The organism is Sphingobium sp. SA2 (assembly GCF_032227065.1).
GTDB lineage: Bacteria > Pseudomonadota > Alphaproteobacteria > Sphingomonadales > Sphingomonadaceae > Sphingobium.
Window position 1 is genome coordinate 3,252,421 of sequence record NZ_JAPMXX010000006.1, and the last position, 14,904, is coordinate 3,267,324.

A 14,904-nucleotide genomic window follows, 5' to 3' on the forward strand; every position below is an offset into this window, starting at 1 on the left:
CTGCGTCATCAGTCGCGATGTTCCTTGACGCCGCTGACCAGCATCGACAGCACAGCCCAAATCACCAACCCAACGACGAAAGTGCTCAATATGCCGCGTAAACGGCGCGGCTCGAGCGGATAGTCGGGCTTGCTGGGTTCAACGATCCGTTCGACATAAGCCCGCTTGCGACGCGCTTCGTTCCGCGCTTCCTGAAGCGAACTGATCGCTGCACCAAGCTGACGGTCCGCCAATTGGCTTTCGAGTTGCAGGCGCTGGAACTGCGCCGCCGTAGCGGCCAGCGATTTCTGGTTACCCGCGACCAGGCCGGTTTGCTTGTCAATTTCACGGCTCAAAGACTGCACGCGATTCTGCAACACAGGGATTTGGGGGTTTTGCGGCGTGAAGGCGCGCAATTGAATCAACTGCGTTTGCGTCGCGATCATCTCGTCCTGCAATTTGGAGATCATCTGCAGTTGGACAGTCGCCTGCTTTTCGGGATCGACCACCCCTTCGCGGTTGCGATAATCAGACAATGCCAGAGCGGCTGTCCGTGCCAGGGCCTTCGCTTCGTCCAGCTCGTCATTGGCATAATTGATCAAGTCGGAACGGGCGCGGCCATTCAGCTTGTTGACCAGCGCTTCTGCCTGAACAAGCAGTCGTCTATTGATCTCATGCGCGTCTTCAGGCGTAAAGGCCCGCACGCTCAAAACCGTGATCGAAGAGGCAACATCATGGGTCACCTCCACCTTCTTGGTATAATATTTATAGAGCTTTTCTTTCACGCCGCCCCGGTTGAACGGATTGAAGCGGTTGAGAATGGACACATTTTCGTTGCCATAGGCATTTGAAACGAGATTGTCGCGATTTAGCGCCGCGAGGGCGTCGCGCGAAACCATGTAATCCTTAGTCGCGTAGCCTTCGTTGGCGTCGTTCGACATCCCGCCGGCCCGGAATAAAGCGCCTAGACCGGTATTATTGCTCTTTTCCGGGCTACGAACGACAAAACGCGATTCCGACATATAGACGTCGGAACTCATTGTGAAATAAACAGCAGAAATCATCGTGGGTACAAGTACCGCCGCGACGAAGAGAGTCGGCAATTTGCCGATACGTTCAGGAATTTTGATCATCGGTACCCGGCATGCCTATGGTTCGCCCTCGTGTTAGGAGGTGCGTTTCTCAAAGTCCAGCGGATTGAAACCACGGTACTGCGGCTTGCGACGGCCGGAATGCCGTATCATGGCGTCCCTTTATAATGTCTAAATCTCATGCTAGGGCGAAGCGTTGTCATACAACGGGGACCGTTTCAAACTATGAAAATCACGATGATCGGCACGGGGTATGTGGGCCTTGTGTCAGGGGCCTGTTTTGCGGATTTTGGCCATGATGTGGTCTGTGTCGATAAGGATGCGGGCAAGATCGCGGCGATCGAAGCGGGGCGGATGCCGATTTTCGAGCCGGGGCTGGACAAGCTGGTCGGCGACAATGCCGCATCGGGCCGCCTGACCTTCACCACGGATCTGGCCGCGGGCGTCAAGGGCGCGGACGCGATCTTCATTGCCGTCGGCACGCCTTCGCGCCGGGGTGATGGCCATGCCGATCTCTCCTATGTCTATGCTGCAGCGCGGGAAATCGTCGCCGCGCTCGATGGTCCGGCGGTCATCGTCACCAAGTCGACCGTGCCCGTGGGCACCGGCGACGAGGTCCAGCGAATCGCGCGGGAATTGAAGCCCGCCCTCGACATCCAGGTCGTGTCCAACCCCGAATTCCTGCGCGAAGGCGCGGCGATCGGCGATTTCAAGCGGCCCGACCGCGTCGTCGTCGGCACCACCGGCTCGGAACGCGCCATCGCGGTGATGAGCCAGGTCTATCGCCCGCTCAACCTGAACCAGGCACCGCTGATGTTCACCGGCCGCCGCACCGCTGAACTCATCAAATATGCCGCCAATGCCTTTCTGGCGACCAAGATCACCTTCATCAACGAGATGGCGGACCTGTGCGAAGCGGTCGGCGCGGATGTGCAGGACGTGTCGCGCGGTATCGGCCTCGACAATCGCATCGGCAGCAAATTTCTCCACGCAGGGCCGGGCTATGGCGGCTCCTGCTTCCCCAAGGATACGCTGGCGCTGGTCAAGACCGGCCAGGACCATGATACGCCGATCCGCATCGTCGAGACGGTGGTGCAGGTCAACGACCTGCGCAAGCGCGCCATGGGCCGCAAGATCGTCAAGGCGCTGGGGGGCGATGCGCGCGGCAAGAAAGTCGCGCTGCTGGGCCTGACCTTCAAGCCCAATACCGACGACATGCGCGATGCGCCAAGCCTCGCCATCGTCCAGGCGCTGGAGGATGCGGGCGCGAAGATCGTCGCCTATGATCCCGAAGGCATGGACGTCGCCGCACCGATGATGCCCAGCGTCACCATGGCCAAGGACGCCTATGAAGCCGCCGAAGGGGCCGATGTGCTGGTGCTGGTCACCGAATGGGACATTTTCCGCGCACTCGACATGAAGCGCCTTGCCAGCGCGATGAACGGCAATGCGCTCGTCGACTTGCGCAACATCTATCCGCTCGCCGAAGTCACCGAGGCTGGCTTTACGCTCGCGCGCGTCGGCGCGGCGAGCTGAGAAGCCGCACCTGTGGCGTTAGGTACGGAACGCCCAAGGACGTGTCGACTGCACTGTTTCTCATTAGCTGCCGCATCCATCACAGGTTCATGTGCGTTGACTGAGTTAGGCGTTCGAGCATCTTGCTTCGGCATAGCGACAACGTCTGTGGGTGCGTTGGGGATCAGGTGACAGACGGGCGATCGAGCGATATGTAGCGTTCATTCGGCCGTGAGCCATTGTTAGAATTGACGGCATCTCCAAGGTCTGTGCCAGGAGTGTCGGGTCGAGCCGAAGGGCATTTGGAGAATTCATGAACTGCTTGTCGCATCTTCGGAACGGCGCTCGCCTTCCCCGCCTCTGCCTACTTGCTGCGCTGCTTGCCACGACCGCCTGCACCTCAATCGGGCCAGGAACGGGGCGGGTCGTCAATGTCGGCAAGGACCAAGATGCCGCAATCAAGGGCATACAGGTCATCAATCTGGACGAACGATCGCTGGTCGAACTGCCTCGCGTCACCACCCCTGATTTCGCAACCGGGCTTGGCTATTCCGATGCGGTTGGCGAGACCGTGGGATCGGGTGACGTCCTCAACGTCACCATCTGGGAAGCGCCACCTGCTGTATTGTTCGGTACCAGTGCCCCAACCGGAATGTCGGTTCAGACCAGTGGCGTAACGGCGCTGCCGGAATTTCTCGTCGGTCCCTCTGGCCGAATTTCCATACCCTTTGCCGGCCTGGTTCAGGCGGCCGGGCGGACCTTGCCCCAAATAGAGCAGGACATCATCACGCGACTGCGCGGCAAGGCCCATTTGCCGCAGGTCGCCGTTCGCTTGCTGCGCAACCTGAGCGCCAACGTGTCCGTGGTGGGTGAAGTGGCCAACAGCACCCGCATGCCCCTGACTCCCAAGGGGGAAACCATATTGGATGCCATCGCAGCAGCGGGTGGAACCAAACAGCAATCGGACAAGATGACGATCCAGGTCAGTCGCGGCGGGCAGGTCTATTCCATGCCCTTTTCCGCCGTGATCAACGATCCGCGCCAGAATATCGTCCTGAAGACAGGCGACGTCGTGACCGCGCTGTTCCGTCCCTATAGCTTCACCATGCTTGGCGCTGCGGGCCAAAACCAGGAAGTGCCTTTCGAGGCAACCGGCCTGTCGCTTGCGCAGGCCATGGGCCGTGTCGGCGGCCTGGCAGAGGGGCGCGCCGATCCCAAGGGGGTCTTCGTGTTCCGCTGGGAAGATCCGGCGATGGTCGTCAATCGCAATGCCACCGTGTCACCCCGTTCGGACGGGCGCATTCCGGTCGTCTATCGCGTCGACATGCGCGATCCGGCCACCTATTTCGCCATGCAGAATTTCGCCATTCATGATCGCGATGTGCTCTATGTCTCCACCAACCCCGTCGCCGAATTTCAGCGCGTCATCGGCCTGATTGCCTCTACGGCACTGCCGATCGTGGCCATCGACAACGCGATTACCCGGTAATCGAACGACCGTAGCGCAGATCATGATGGAATTGACTAAAGCCGCTCGCAAATTGCGGCCTCGTCGCGTGGCGAAGCCATGGGGCCGAGTGGACTTGCCGGTCACGTTTGGCCCGTCTGGACCAGAGCCGATCGGTGAAATTTGGTATGAAGATGAGGTTGGCGACGGCAATCTGCCCCTGCTCGTCAAGCATATCTTCACCAGCGAGCGGTTGTCGATCCAGGTTCACCCCGACGACGCGGCAGCGGTGGCCGTGGGGTTGCCAGGCGGCAAAGAGGAAATCTGGTACATATTGGATTGCGAGCCAGACGCGCGGCTGGGCATAGGCCTCAAGCGGCCGATCAGCCCGGCTGAGTTTCGTGCCGCGGCGCTTGACGGCTCGATCGAGCAGCTGATCGACTGGAAGCCCGTCAAGCCGGGTGACTGTTATTTCATCCCGGCGGGCACTGTCCATGCCATCGGGGCGGGAATTGTGCTGGCCGAAGTTCAGCAGAATGTCGATGTGACCTATCGCCTGTATGATTATGGTCGTCCGCGCGAACTGCATCTGGATGAGGGCGAGGCCGTCAGCCATCTCCTTCCCTATGATCGACAAGTCATTCATGCACCGCTGGGCCAGGATGCTGGACGTATTTCTCCGCCCGATGCGCCTTTCCGGCTTGAATTGCGCCACTGGAAGGCCGGGGCGGAGGCGATCCTTCCCGATGCGTCCCGCATATGGTTTACACCGCTGGGCGGAAGCGGGACGATCGATGGCGCGCCATGGGCGGAGGGCGATTGCTGGCTGATAGATGCAGACAGCCAATTGCGGATCGACACGCCCTGTTCGGCTCTTCTTGCTACCCTATGATGATGACGCCCGCCTCATCTCGTGAATAGAGGCGCGCAAATCGACATCGGGCATCTTAAAGGTCTGTGACACGCGCTTTCTGGCGGTGCCGATGGAACATCGGTGCCAAGGCGCAACCTGCTTCCCGCAAAAAAGGCTGTTCGCGGCCTTCGCCTATGGATATGGCTTTGGTCATGGGGCGTGAAAACATCGCGGTTGCCATGTCGGGGGAATGGAATGGATTGGTTGCACGCGGTCGCCGGGCTGTTCGTTGGTGTCATGGTGGGCATGACCGGCGTGGGTGGCGGGTCGCTGATGGCACCGATCCTGATCCTGCTGTTCGGCGTCGCCCCGGTCACCGCCGTCGGCACCGACCTTTGGTTCGCAGCGATCACCAAAGCGGTGGGCGGGGTCGTCCATCATCGCCATGGCGGGGCGGAAGGCGGGCCTGATTATGAGGTGATCCGCCGCCTTTGCATCGGCAGCCTGCCCGCTGCGGTTATCGTTTTATTGCTCTTGTCGCAGGTCGATACGCATCAGGTGAAGAGCGGCTTCATCATGACCGCGCTGGGCATCGTGTTGATCTTTACCGCCATCGCCACCCTGTTCCGGGGCCGGTTCCACCACTGGGCGGTCCATGCCCGGACCGATACCGCCAGCCGTTTCCTGCGCTATCAGGCGGGGCTGACCGTCGTGGCGGGGGCAGCGCTCGGCATCATGGTCACGCTGACCTCGGTCGGGGCCGGCGCGTTGGGGGCGACTTTGCTGCTGCTGCTCTATCCGTTGCGGATGCGGCTGCAGAAGCTGATCGCGACCGATATCGTCCATGCCGTGCCGCTGACGCTGGTTGCGGGCATCGGCCATTTGTGGATCGGCAATTTCAACGGGATGCTGCTGCTCAACCTGCTGATCGGATCGATTCCAGGGATCATCATCGGATCGATGCTGGCGTCCAAAGTGCCGGAAAAAGTGCTGCAACCGTTGCTGGCGATCGTGTTGATCATCGCGGGCTGGCGCCTGATCGCCTAGGCGATGGCCAGCACGCTCGTCAGAACGATCCGCACCAGTTCCGCCTGCCCCCGCGCACCCGTCTTGGCATAGATGCGCTTGGAATAGTTGCGCGCGGTTTCCACCGTCAGGCCGAGCGTCTCCGCCGCATCGCTGATCGGGATGCCTTGGGCGATGACCCAGGCGAGCCGCGCTTCGCTGGGCAGAAGACCGAACAGGTCGACCAGCTGGTCGCAGCGATCGGCCTGCGACCAGCGATCGCCGCTGAGATAAGCGATGGCGACCGGGGTCGATCCCGCCGCGACCGACCCACCCCGCATCGGCGCGACCAGCATGTCCATCCAGGGGTCACGGCTGAGGTTCAGGGCCTTGGGCCGGACATCGGGATCGGCGGCGAAATGCTTGATGAGCGCGGTCAGTTCGCGATCCAGCGCGGGCGACGCCGGGGTCAGCCGGTCGTAGCGGCCGCGCCGCAACAGGCTGGTGCGCTGGAACAATTGTTCGACATGGGCCGTCATGTCGACGATGCGGCAGCGCGCGTCCAGCGTCAGCCAACCAAAATTCAGCCGTCCAAAGGCTTCAGACGTCAGGGTCGATCGCAATTTCTCACGCTCCAGCGCGACGAAAGCCCGCAAAGCGATGCGCAGATGCGGCGCCAGCGCGGTCAGCAGCGCGCCGACCGCCGATCCGATCGATCGGCCGCCTGCGCAACTGAGCCAGGCATCGACGCCGCTCGGCTCGGTCACGCGGACCGATCGCATGTCGCTCATCCCCTGCGGCACCATCAAGTCGGTCAGGAAGGATTGATGGACGACATTATCCGCCTCGATCAATTCGGCCAGCGCATAGACCCGCCCTTCGCGCATATGGCGATAGGGAAAGGGATCGCGCCGATATTTTTCCACGAACAGATTGTGGATATGCGCGGGCGGCGGCGGCCCGGCGTGCAGCTCGACGATCGCATCCTCGTCGATGGGGCGGAAGACCAAGGTGGTATAGACCGCGCCCGTTCGCTGGCGCAGCCGTTCAAGAAAATCCTGCCACAGGGGCTGCTGGAACATCCCTTCATGCAGGGCCGTCAGCAGGCCTGTATCGTCCAATCGCATCGGTCATTGCTATACCCTCCCATTTGGGAGGTCCATCGATTCGTGCGTGCTGCCATAGGATGGCGCACAAAGATTGCGAGGATTGCATGGTGGACGCAAAAACCCTGACCCATTTGGAGCGACTCGAAGCCGAGAGCATCCACATCCTGCGGGAAGTGGTGTCGGAGGCAGAAAAGCCGGTGATGCTCTATTCCGTCGGCAAGGACAGCGCGGTGATGCTGCATCTGGCGCGCAAGGCCTTCTACCCCTCGCCCCCGCCCTTCCCGCTGCTGCATGTCGACACAACCTGGAAATTCCAGGAAATGTACAAGCTGCGCGACCGGATGGCGCAGGAAAGCGGCATGGAACTGCTGGTCTATCGCAATCAGGAAGCCATGGATCGCGGGATCAACCCGTTCGACCATGGCGCGCTGCACACCGACATGTGGAAGACCGAAGGGTTGAAGCAGGCGCTCAACCTCTATGGTTTCGATGCGGCATTCGGCGGCGCACGGCGCGACGAGGAAAAGAGCCGCGCCAAGGAGCGCATCTTCTCCTTCCGCACCGCCAGCCATGGTTGGGACCCCAAGAACCAGCGGCCCGAATTGTGGAACCTCTACAATGCGCGCAAGAGCAAGGGCGAGAGCATCCGCATCTTCCCGATCAGCAACTGGACCGAGCTGGACATCTGGCAATATATCCACCTGAACGACGTGCCGATCGTGCCGCTATATTTCGCGGCCAAGCGCCCGACGGTGGAGCGCGACGGCATGTTGCTGATGGTCGATGACGATCGCTTCCCGCTCGAACCCGGCGAAGTGCCGGTCGACCGCTCGATCCGCTTCCGCACGCTGGGCTGCTACCCGCTGACCGGCGCGGTGGAGAGCGAGGCGGCGACCTTGCCGGAGGTGATCCAGGAAATGCTGCTGACCACCACATCCGAACGCCAGGGCCGCGCGATCGACAAGGATGCGGGCGGGGCCGGCATGGAGAAGAAGAAGCAGGAAGGCTACTTCTAACGAAGCCTCCTCTTCCGTTCGGGCTGAGCTTGTCGAAGCCCAGTCCTTTTCTTCAAGAAGTATAGCCCTTCGACAAGCTCAGGGCGAACGGTGAAAGAAACCGACATGACTGACGTTTCCACAGACCCCATCTACAAGACCGACGCCCTCATTGCCGAGGATATCGATGCCTATCTGAAGGTGCATGAGCATAAGACGATGCTGCGCTTCATCACCTGCGGGTCGGTGGATGACGGCAAGTCGACGCTGATCGGCCGCCTGCTCTATGACAGCAAGATGATCTTCGAGGATCAGCTCGAAGCGCTGACCGCAGACAGCAAGAAGATGGGGACGCAGGGGCAGGAGATCGACTTCGCTCTGCTCGTCGATGGCCTCGCCGCCGAGCGCGAACAGGGCATCACGATCGACGTCGCCTATCGCTTCTTTGCCACCGAAAAGCGCAAGTTCATCGTCGCCGACACGCCCGGCCATGAACAATATACCCGCAACATGGTGACGGGTGCGTCCACCGCCGACCTCGCCGTCATCCTGATCGACGCGCGCAAGGGCATCCTGACCCAGACGCGCCGCCACAGCTATCTCGCGCATCTGATCGGCATCCGCAACATCGTGCTGGCCGTCAACAAGATGGACCTGGTCGGCTATGATCAGAGCGTGTTCGACACGATCGTCGCCGACTATACCGAATTCGCCAAGTCGATCGGCATCACGGCGTTCACGCCGATGCCGATTTCCGGGTTCAAGGGGGACAACATCACCGGCCCGTCGGAAAATACGCCCTGGTATACTGGCCCGGCCCTGATCGAACATCTGGAGACGGTCGAGGTCAACAGCGCGACCGACGCGGAAAAGCCGTTCCGCATGCCGGTGCAGTGGGTCAATCGTCCCAATCTCGATTTCCGGGGCTTTTCCGGCCTGATCGCGACCGGCACGGTCAAGCCGGGCGACGCGATCCGCGTGCTGCCATCGGGCAAGACCAGCACCATCAGCCGCATCGTCACGCTGGACGGTGATCTGGACGAAGCTGTGGCGGGCCAATCGGTCACGCTCTGCTTCGCCGACGAGATCGACTGTTCGCGCGGCGACGTCATCGCGCTGGCCGACAATCCGCCCCAGGCCGCCGATCAGTTCGAAGCGACCATTGTGTGGATGGCGGACGAGGAAATGCTGCCGGGCCGCTCCTATTGGCTCAAGATCGGCACGCAGATGGTCACCGCCACCGTCCAGCAGCCAAAATATCAGGTCAACGTCAATACGATGGAGCATCTGGCGGCCAAGACGCTGGAATTGAACGCCATCGGTGTCGCCAACTTGTCGACCGACAAGCAGATCGTGTTCGAACCCTATGAACAGAACCGGACGCTGGGCGGCTTCATCTTGATCGACAAGATCAGCAATGCCACCGTTGCGGCGGGCATGCTGCACTTCTCGCTGCGCCGGGCACAGAATGTCCATTGGCAATCGACCGACGTGTCGCGCGATTTCCACGCCAACCTCAAGAACCAGAAGCCTGCCGTGCTGTGGTTCACCGGGCTTTCCGGCGCGGGCAAGTCGACCATCGCCAATCTGGTCGAAAAGCGGCTGGCGCGGATGAACCGGCACACCTATCTGCTGGACGGCGACAATGTGCGGCATGGCCTGAACAAGGATCTGGGCTTTACCGATGCCGACCGGGTGGAAAATATCCGCCGCGTGGGCGAAGTCGCCAAGCTGATGACCGATGCGGGGCTGATCGTGATCACCGCCTTCATCTCGCCCTTCCGATCGGAACGCGACATGGTGCGGCAGATGATGCAGCCGGGCGAGTTTTTCGAGGTCTATATCGACACGTCGCTCGCAGAAGCGGAGAAGCGCGACGTCAAGGGCCTGTACAAGAAGGCGCGGGCCGGGGATCTGAAGAACTTCACCGGGATCGACAGCCCCTATGAAGCGCCGGTGGACCCCGAAATCCATATCGACACGCTGACCATGACGGCGGAAGAAGCGGCCGATGCCATCGTCACGCGGCTGATCCCATGACCGGGATGAGCGACGCGGCGCTGGCCGCCCATCTGGCGGAGGTGGCCGGGCGCATCCTGGTCGAGGTCCGCGAGTCCGGGGTGTTCAGTGCCAAGGCGCTGGGCAAGGCGGGCGACCAGACCGCCAACCAGTTTCTGTGCCACGCGCTGCGCGAAGTGCGGGGCGAGGATGGTTTGCTGTCCGAAGAAGAGAAGGACTATGAGGACCGGCTCGCCCAGTCGCGTGTCTGGATCGTCGATCCGGTCGATGGCACGCGCGAATATGGCGAGGCGCGGGCGGACTGGGCGGTGCATGTCGGGCTGGCGATCGATGGCGCGCCGGTAATCGGCGCGGTCGCCTTGCCGGGGTTTGAGGGCGGCGTCGTGCTGCGGACGGATGAACCGCGCGTCGTCCCGCCTGCGCCGGAAAAGCTGCGCATGGTGGTGTCGCGCACGCGGCCTGCCGCCGAAGCGGTGGCGATCGCGCAGACGCTGGACGCGGAACTGGTGCCGATGGGATCGGCCGGGGCGAAGGCGATGGCGATCATATTGGGTCAGGCCGACATCTATCTTCATTCGGGCGGCCAATATGAATGGGACAGCATGGCCCCTGCCGCCGTCGCGCTGGCGCATGGTCTGCATGCCAGCCGCATCGATGGCAGTCCGCTCGTCTATAATCAGCGCGACGTCTATCTGCCCGACCTGTTGATCTGTCGGCAGGAACATGCGGAGATGGTGCTGGGGCATATTGCGGCACTGGCGCAGGACGCCGCCTGATTGCGCTGTCGCCGGGCGGTCAGGATCGCCCGGCGAGCAGGTGATTGGCGAGATCACGCCACCCTTTGGATACCGCCTCCAGACCGAAGGCCTCGATCCGGTCACCGGGGCGAAGGCGGGTCGCCGGGGTAATCTGACGCGCCAGCGCATCCGCCATCGCGCGGGGATCGGCTGGATCGACCAGCAGGCCATGACGCCCGCCGTCGAGCAAGTGCGCCGCATTGCCCGCGCTGCGCGACGCGACGCAAGGCGCATTCACCGCCATCGCCTCCAGCAGCACATTGGCCGACCCTTCCCACCAGGAGGGCAGCACGAAAGCGTCGCAGCGCGCCAGCCAGGGAAAGACATTGGCGACCGTGCCAGGCAGCGCCAGATCGTCGGCGATGCCAAGCGCTGTGGCCTGGGCGCGCAACCGCGTGCAGGCATCGTCGCGGCTTTCGCCCAGGATGATGAGGCGCGCGGGCCGGGTCTTGCGCAGATGGGCGAAGGCGGCGAGCAGGGTCGCGAAATTCTTTTGCGGGGCGAGGCGGCCGATGGCGAGGATCACCGGCACAGGGCCACCAAACCAGGGGTGCGGAGCCGTGTCACCAATATGTTGGCGCGCGGCGGCGGCATCGATCCCGTTGGCGATCACCGTCACGCGCCCTGCGCGCGTTGCTGCGTGAAAGGCCGGGGTGTCGGCCAGCGTCGGCGATACCAGCACCAGATGCGCGACATCGGCAGCGATCAGCCGCGCCATGGCGGCGCGGCCCCAGCGCTTGATGCCGCCCGATGGCGCGCCGGGGATGGCGCGCATGATGTCATTGCTGATGCGATAGACGCGCTGCGTGGCCCCCACCCCGCGACTGCCTGCCCAGACGGTGCCATGGCCGTGATTGCCCGCCGAGATCAGCAGCGCCGGGCAGGTGGCGCGCAGATGGCGGCGTAAGGCCCATGCCGCGCGCAGCTTTTCCCACAGGCGCGATCGGCCTGCGCGAGGCAGCAGGGCATGATGGACGACGCCCGACACTCCCTCCCCGCCCGGCAGCGCGGTGACCAGTTGCACCTGATGCCCCTGCGCGGCAAGATCGGCGGCGATCAGCCGGGCATTGCGGACCACGCCGGTCGCGACCAGCGCGTGGACATAGACGCAGATCACGCCCGCCGCCGGTCCCATTCTATCGCGCGGGCGGCGCACCAGGCTTGCGCAGGCAGTCGGTCGAGATGGTGGCGATAGAGCGCGCCCAGCCGCATGTCCGCGACCCCGCGTCCCTCCACCAGTTGCAGGATGTCGGTGCCGGGGTTCCAATTGCCCTCGACCAACATAGGCCCGGCGTCGGTCAAGCCGACATCCCAGCCGATGACCGTGAAGCCGGTGCGAAAGACATGGTGCGCGTTCAGCGCCAGCGCGATCGCGGCGGGGAGGTCGGGTAGGATAAAGCGCTCGATCGGCGCGCCTGTCTTGGGGTGGTGCGCATGGACGCTTGGCGCGCCTGCACCGCCGCCCAGCCAGGCGGGACCGCAGCGTCCGGCGGCATCGACGCCCAGCACGAGATTGCCCGCATTGAAATTATCGACCGGACGGATGCCCCCGGCCGACAGCCGCAGCGCGAGGCCGCAAGCTTCGGGCAGGCCATCTTCATCAAGGCAGGTCATCACGCGCAGCGTCGGCAGTGCGCCGGGCGACAGGTCGGCAAGCGCCGCATGGGTCGGCAGGCGGCGCTGGATCACGCCGCCCTCGCGCCACACCCGCAGCAACCGCGCTCGTAGCAGGTCGCCGCCGATGGGGCCATCACAGCCGCGCCAATGCTCATCACGCCAGAAACGCTCGACCCCCTGGCCCTTCGAGCGGAAACTGGGCTTGGCGATGATGTCGCGCTCGGCTGCCAGCCAGGCGGCCAGATCGTCGCGATCGGGATTACAGGCTGGCGCGATCGTCAGGCCCGCCGCCTGTGCGACTTGCGCGAAAAGTTGTTTATTCTTCAACGGATTGCTGGCGAAAGGAAAGGCACCCGGATTGAGCAGCCGGTGCAGCCCCTTGCGGTCGCGCATGCTCAGCCCCCGCTGCCGCACCGCATCGGACAGGAGATGCCGCTCGGCCGGGGTCCAGCCGCCCTGCCCGGCTCCCGCGAGCAAGCGCGCCAGCAGGTGCCGACGCATCGGCCAGTGCCGGGTCAGCCCCGCCCGATAGGCGGCGAGCAGGTCATTGTCGCCCCGACCGGGCAACGCGCGCAGCGTGGGCAAATTCTATTCCGCAGCCTGGGCGATGGTGACGCGGCGACCAAGCACCTCGCTCGCCACCCCGCGCGTGCGGGCGTTATCGACGTCGATCGCGACCGCGCCATCGGACAAGATCACGGGGGCGATGGTCAGGCGGAAGCGGCGTGAAAAGCGGGCGAAGGTCGCGGCCAGCGTGCCGATACCGAAGCGAAAACGCAGGAGATTGAGCAGGCCGAACGCGCCGATGATGCGCAGCGGATGCTTGACGAACTGGCCGCCCGACCGGAAGGTTTCGGCGGCGGCCAGTGCGGCTTTGTCTTTGAGCCAATAGCTGTTGCAGTTGGAATAGCTGTCATCGGCAAAGGCGTAGAATTTGCGCTGCCCCTCCGGGTGGGCGGCCAGCACCGATGCGCGCCGGGCGAAGGCAACGGCGGCGTCTGCCCCTTCGGCGACGCAGCCATCCAGCATCTCGGCGATGGCGGGCGGGGTCAGCAGCACATTGTCAGCGGTGGTGATCAGCAGCGGAAAGCGCGCGCCGTCCGCCGCCGCCAGCACCGAATCCACCAGATTGGGCCGCGCGCCGATCGCCACCAGCCGTCCGCTGGCGATCAGGCCGCGCAGTTGCGGCAGACCCGCCAACACGTCCGGTTCCTCGATCGCGACACGGATTTCGCCGATCCGCTCGCTCGCCGCCAGCGCGTCGATGACATGGACCAGCATCGGCTGGTCCAGTACCGGCACCAGGCATTTATGGGTGACGCCCGCTTCCAGCGCGAGCGGATCGGTCGCGCCGTCGCGCTTGCCCGCCAGCACCAGTGCGGTGGTGCGCCCACCCATCAGGCCGCAACCCGCATCGGCACTTCGGTCAACAGACCCTGCCGTTCCAGGCTATGGCCGATGATGGTTTCCACCAGCGTCTGATGATCGACACCGATGGACGCGGCCGAGCGCGAAATCGTCTTTTTCGACCAGAGGTTGCAGGACAGGTTCACTTCCATGAACTGCACCGCGCCGGTCGCCGGATCATAGCGGAACTCGAACCGGCCATAGTCGAACGGCCATAATTCGGGCAGCAAGCGACGGGTCAGGTCGTCGAGCCGGGCGAGCAGGTCGCGGTCCTCGACCAGCACCAGCGGATCATCACCCGCATCGATCAGGCCGCGCTTTTCCTCATGGCTGCGCGCGCGATGGGGATCGGCGGGGACATACATCATCGGCGGCAATATCCAGGGCTGGCCGCTGCTGCCGCCCACCACCGGCACGGCGATGTCGAGCAGGGGTGCCCAGGCCTCCACCAGCGCATCATGGCCGAGTGCCTGAAGATGATCGACATGGGCCAGCGCCTCATCCCAGCTATCGACCATGGCCAGCCCCCAGGAGGCGGAGGAAGCGTTGGGCTTGACCACCAGCCGTTCGGCCGCAAAGCCGGGCTGCGCGGGCAGGCCGCCGCGCCGAAATATCTGCGCCGCCATGGTCGGGACGCCATGCGCCTGCGCGATCAGCTTGGAGAGATATTTGTCGTCGGACACGCCGCGCAATATGGGGCTTGCGCCCATATGCGGCATGGCGCGCCAGCTGAGCAGCAGCGGCGCGAGCATCTCGCTATTCTGAAAGCCGCCGCGATTGAGCAGGGTCACCACGAAATCGACATCGGGCCGGTCGAACAGCGCTTCATAGCTGTCGGCGACGCGGACATGCAGGCCGATCGCCTCCAGCGTCGATCGCATCTCATGATGATAGAGGGCGTGATTGCCATCGACCGCATCGGGCTGGCCGGATGCGCGGGCATGTTTGGCGAGGAAGAGCAAACGCAACCGGGCCTTGTCGGCCGGGGAAATGCGGATGCAGCGGTCGATATGGGTCAGCATGACACCCTATCTAGCCGCCTGCGATGACAGGGTGGCGACCGCGCGATG

Annotated in this window: 13 protein-coding genes; 7 read left to right on the forward strand and 6 right to left on the reverse strand. The window is 63.4% G+C overall.

Annotation, left to right across the window (positions count from 1 at the left end; all coding sequences use genetic code 11):
* Nucleotides 1-8: 8 nt before the first annotated feature.
* Entirely contained in the window at nt 9-1,112 is a 1,104-nt protein-coding gene (locus tag OVY48_RS23295) for a capsule polysaccharide export protein (RefSeq protein WP_037473726.1), read from the reverse strand.
* Nucleotides 1,113-1,295: 183 nt separating this feature from the next.
* On the opposite strand from OVY48_RS23295, the gene OVY48_RS23300 reads away from it, so the two are divergent.
* The 4 genes from OVY48_RS23300 to OVY48_RS23315 all read left to right on the forward strand — a co-directional run bounded on the left by OVY48_RS23300 (nt 1,296) and on the right by OVY48_RS23315 (nt 5,932).
* Complete coding sequence (locus tag OVY48_RS23300) at nt 1,296-2,606, forward strand: UDP-glucose/GDP-mannose dehydrogenase family protein (RefSeq protein ID WP_313924650.1); 1,311 nt, start codon at nt 1,296-1,298, stop codon at nt 2,604-2,606.
* Between the two features lie 292 nt (nt 2,607-2,898).
* Nucleotides 2,899-4,074, forward strand: coding sequence for a polysaccharide biosynthesis/export family protein (locus OVY48_RS23305; RefSeq protein ID WP_313924651.1), 1,176 nt, complete (start codon nt 2,899-2,901; stop codon nt 4,072-4,074).
* A gap of 25 nt (nt 4,075-4,099) precedes the next feature.
* Nucleotides 4,100-4,924 carry a class I mannose-6-phosphate isomerase gene (locus OVY48_RS23310; protein ID WP_313924888.1) on the forward strand — a complete coding sequence of 275 codons (825 nt, stop codon included), beginning with the start codon at nt 4,100-4,102 and terminating at the stop codon, nt 4,922-4,924.
* Between the two features lie 216 nt (nt 4,925-5,140).
* On the forward strand, nt 5,141-5,932 hold the full coding sequence (locus OVY48_RS23315; RefSeq protein ID WP_069065113.1) for a sulfite exporter TauE/SafE family protein: 792 nt from the start codon (nt 5,141-5,143) through the stop codon (nt 5,930-5,932).
* Here OVY48_RS23315 and OVY48_RS23320 read toward each other — a convergent pair.
* Complete coding sequence (locus OVY48_RS23320) at nt 5,929-7,017, reverse strand: helix-turn-helix transcriptional regulator (protein WP_313924652.1); 1,089 nt, start codon at nt 7,015-7,017, stop codon at nt 5,929-5,931. The genes OVY48_RS23315 and OVY48_RS23320 overlap by 4 nt on opposite strands.
* A gap of 86 nt (nt 7,018-7,103) precedes the next feature.
* On the opposite strand from OVY48_RS23320, the gene cysD reads away from it, so the two are divergent.
* The 3 genes from cysD (at nt 7,104) to OVY48_RS23335 (ending at nt 10,789) form a co-directional block, all read left to right on the forward strand.
* Entirely contained in the window at nt 7,104-8,015 is a 912-nt protein-coding gene (gene cysD, locus OVY48_RS23325; RefSeq protein ID WP_313924653.1) for a sulfate adenylyltransferase subunit CysD, read from the forward strand.
* A 105-nt stretch (nt 8,016-8,120) separates the two neighbouring features.
* Entirely contained in the window at nt 8,121-10,034 is a 1,914-nt protein-coding gene (gene cysN, locus OVY48_RS23330; RefSeq protein WP_313924654.1) for a sulfate adenylyltransferase subunit CysN, read from the forward strand.
* A gap of 5 nt (nt 10,035-10,039) precedes the next feature.
* Nucleotides 10,040-10,789 (forward strand): 3'(2'),5'-bisphosphate nucleotidase CysQ, encoded by a 750-nt coding sequence (locus tag OVY48_RS23335; protein ID WP_313924889.1) that lies wholly within the window; start codon nt 10,040-10,042, stop codon nt 10,787-10,789.
* Between the two features lie 19 nt (nt 10,790-10,808).
* Here the strand turns inward: OVY48_RS23335 and OVY48_RS23340 are convergent, their stop codons facing one another.
* From OVY48_RS23340 to OVY48_RS23355, 4 genes are read right to left on the reverse strand one after another with little or no spacing between them, the layout of a single operon-like run.
* A complete protein-coding gene (locus tag OVY48_RS23340; RefSeq protein WP_313924655.1) occupies nt 10,809-11,945 on the reverse strand; it encodes a glycosyltransferase in 1,137 nt (378 codons plus the stop codon).
* Complete coding sequence (locus OVY48_RS23345) at nt 11,924-13,012, reverse strand: sugar-transfer associated ATP-grasp domain-containing protein (RefSeq protein ID WP_313924656.1); 1,089 nt, start codon at nt 13,010-13,012, stop codon at nt 11,924-11,926. The genes OVY48_RS23340 and OVY48_RS23345 overlap by 22 nt, the downstream gene beginning before the upstream one ends.
* A gap of 3 nt (nt 13,013-13,015) precedes the next feature.
* Nucleotides 13,016-13,825, reverse strand: coding sequence for an NTP transferase domain-containing protein (locus OVY48_RS23350; protein ID WP_313924657.1), 810 nt, complete (start codon nt 13,823-13,825; stop codon nt 13,016-13,018).
* Complete coding sequence (locus OVY48_RS23355) at nt 13,825-14,856, reverse strand: phosphoribosylglycinamide synthetase (RefSeq protein WP_313924658.1); 1,032 nt, start codon at nt 14,854-14,856, stop codon at nt 13,825-13,827. Before OVY48_RS23355 ends, OVY48_RS23350 begins: the two co-directional genes overlap by 1 nt.
* Between the last annotated feature and the right edge of the window lie 48 nt (nt 14,857-14,904).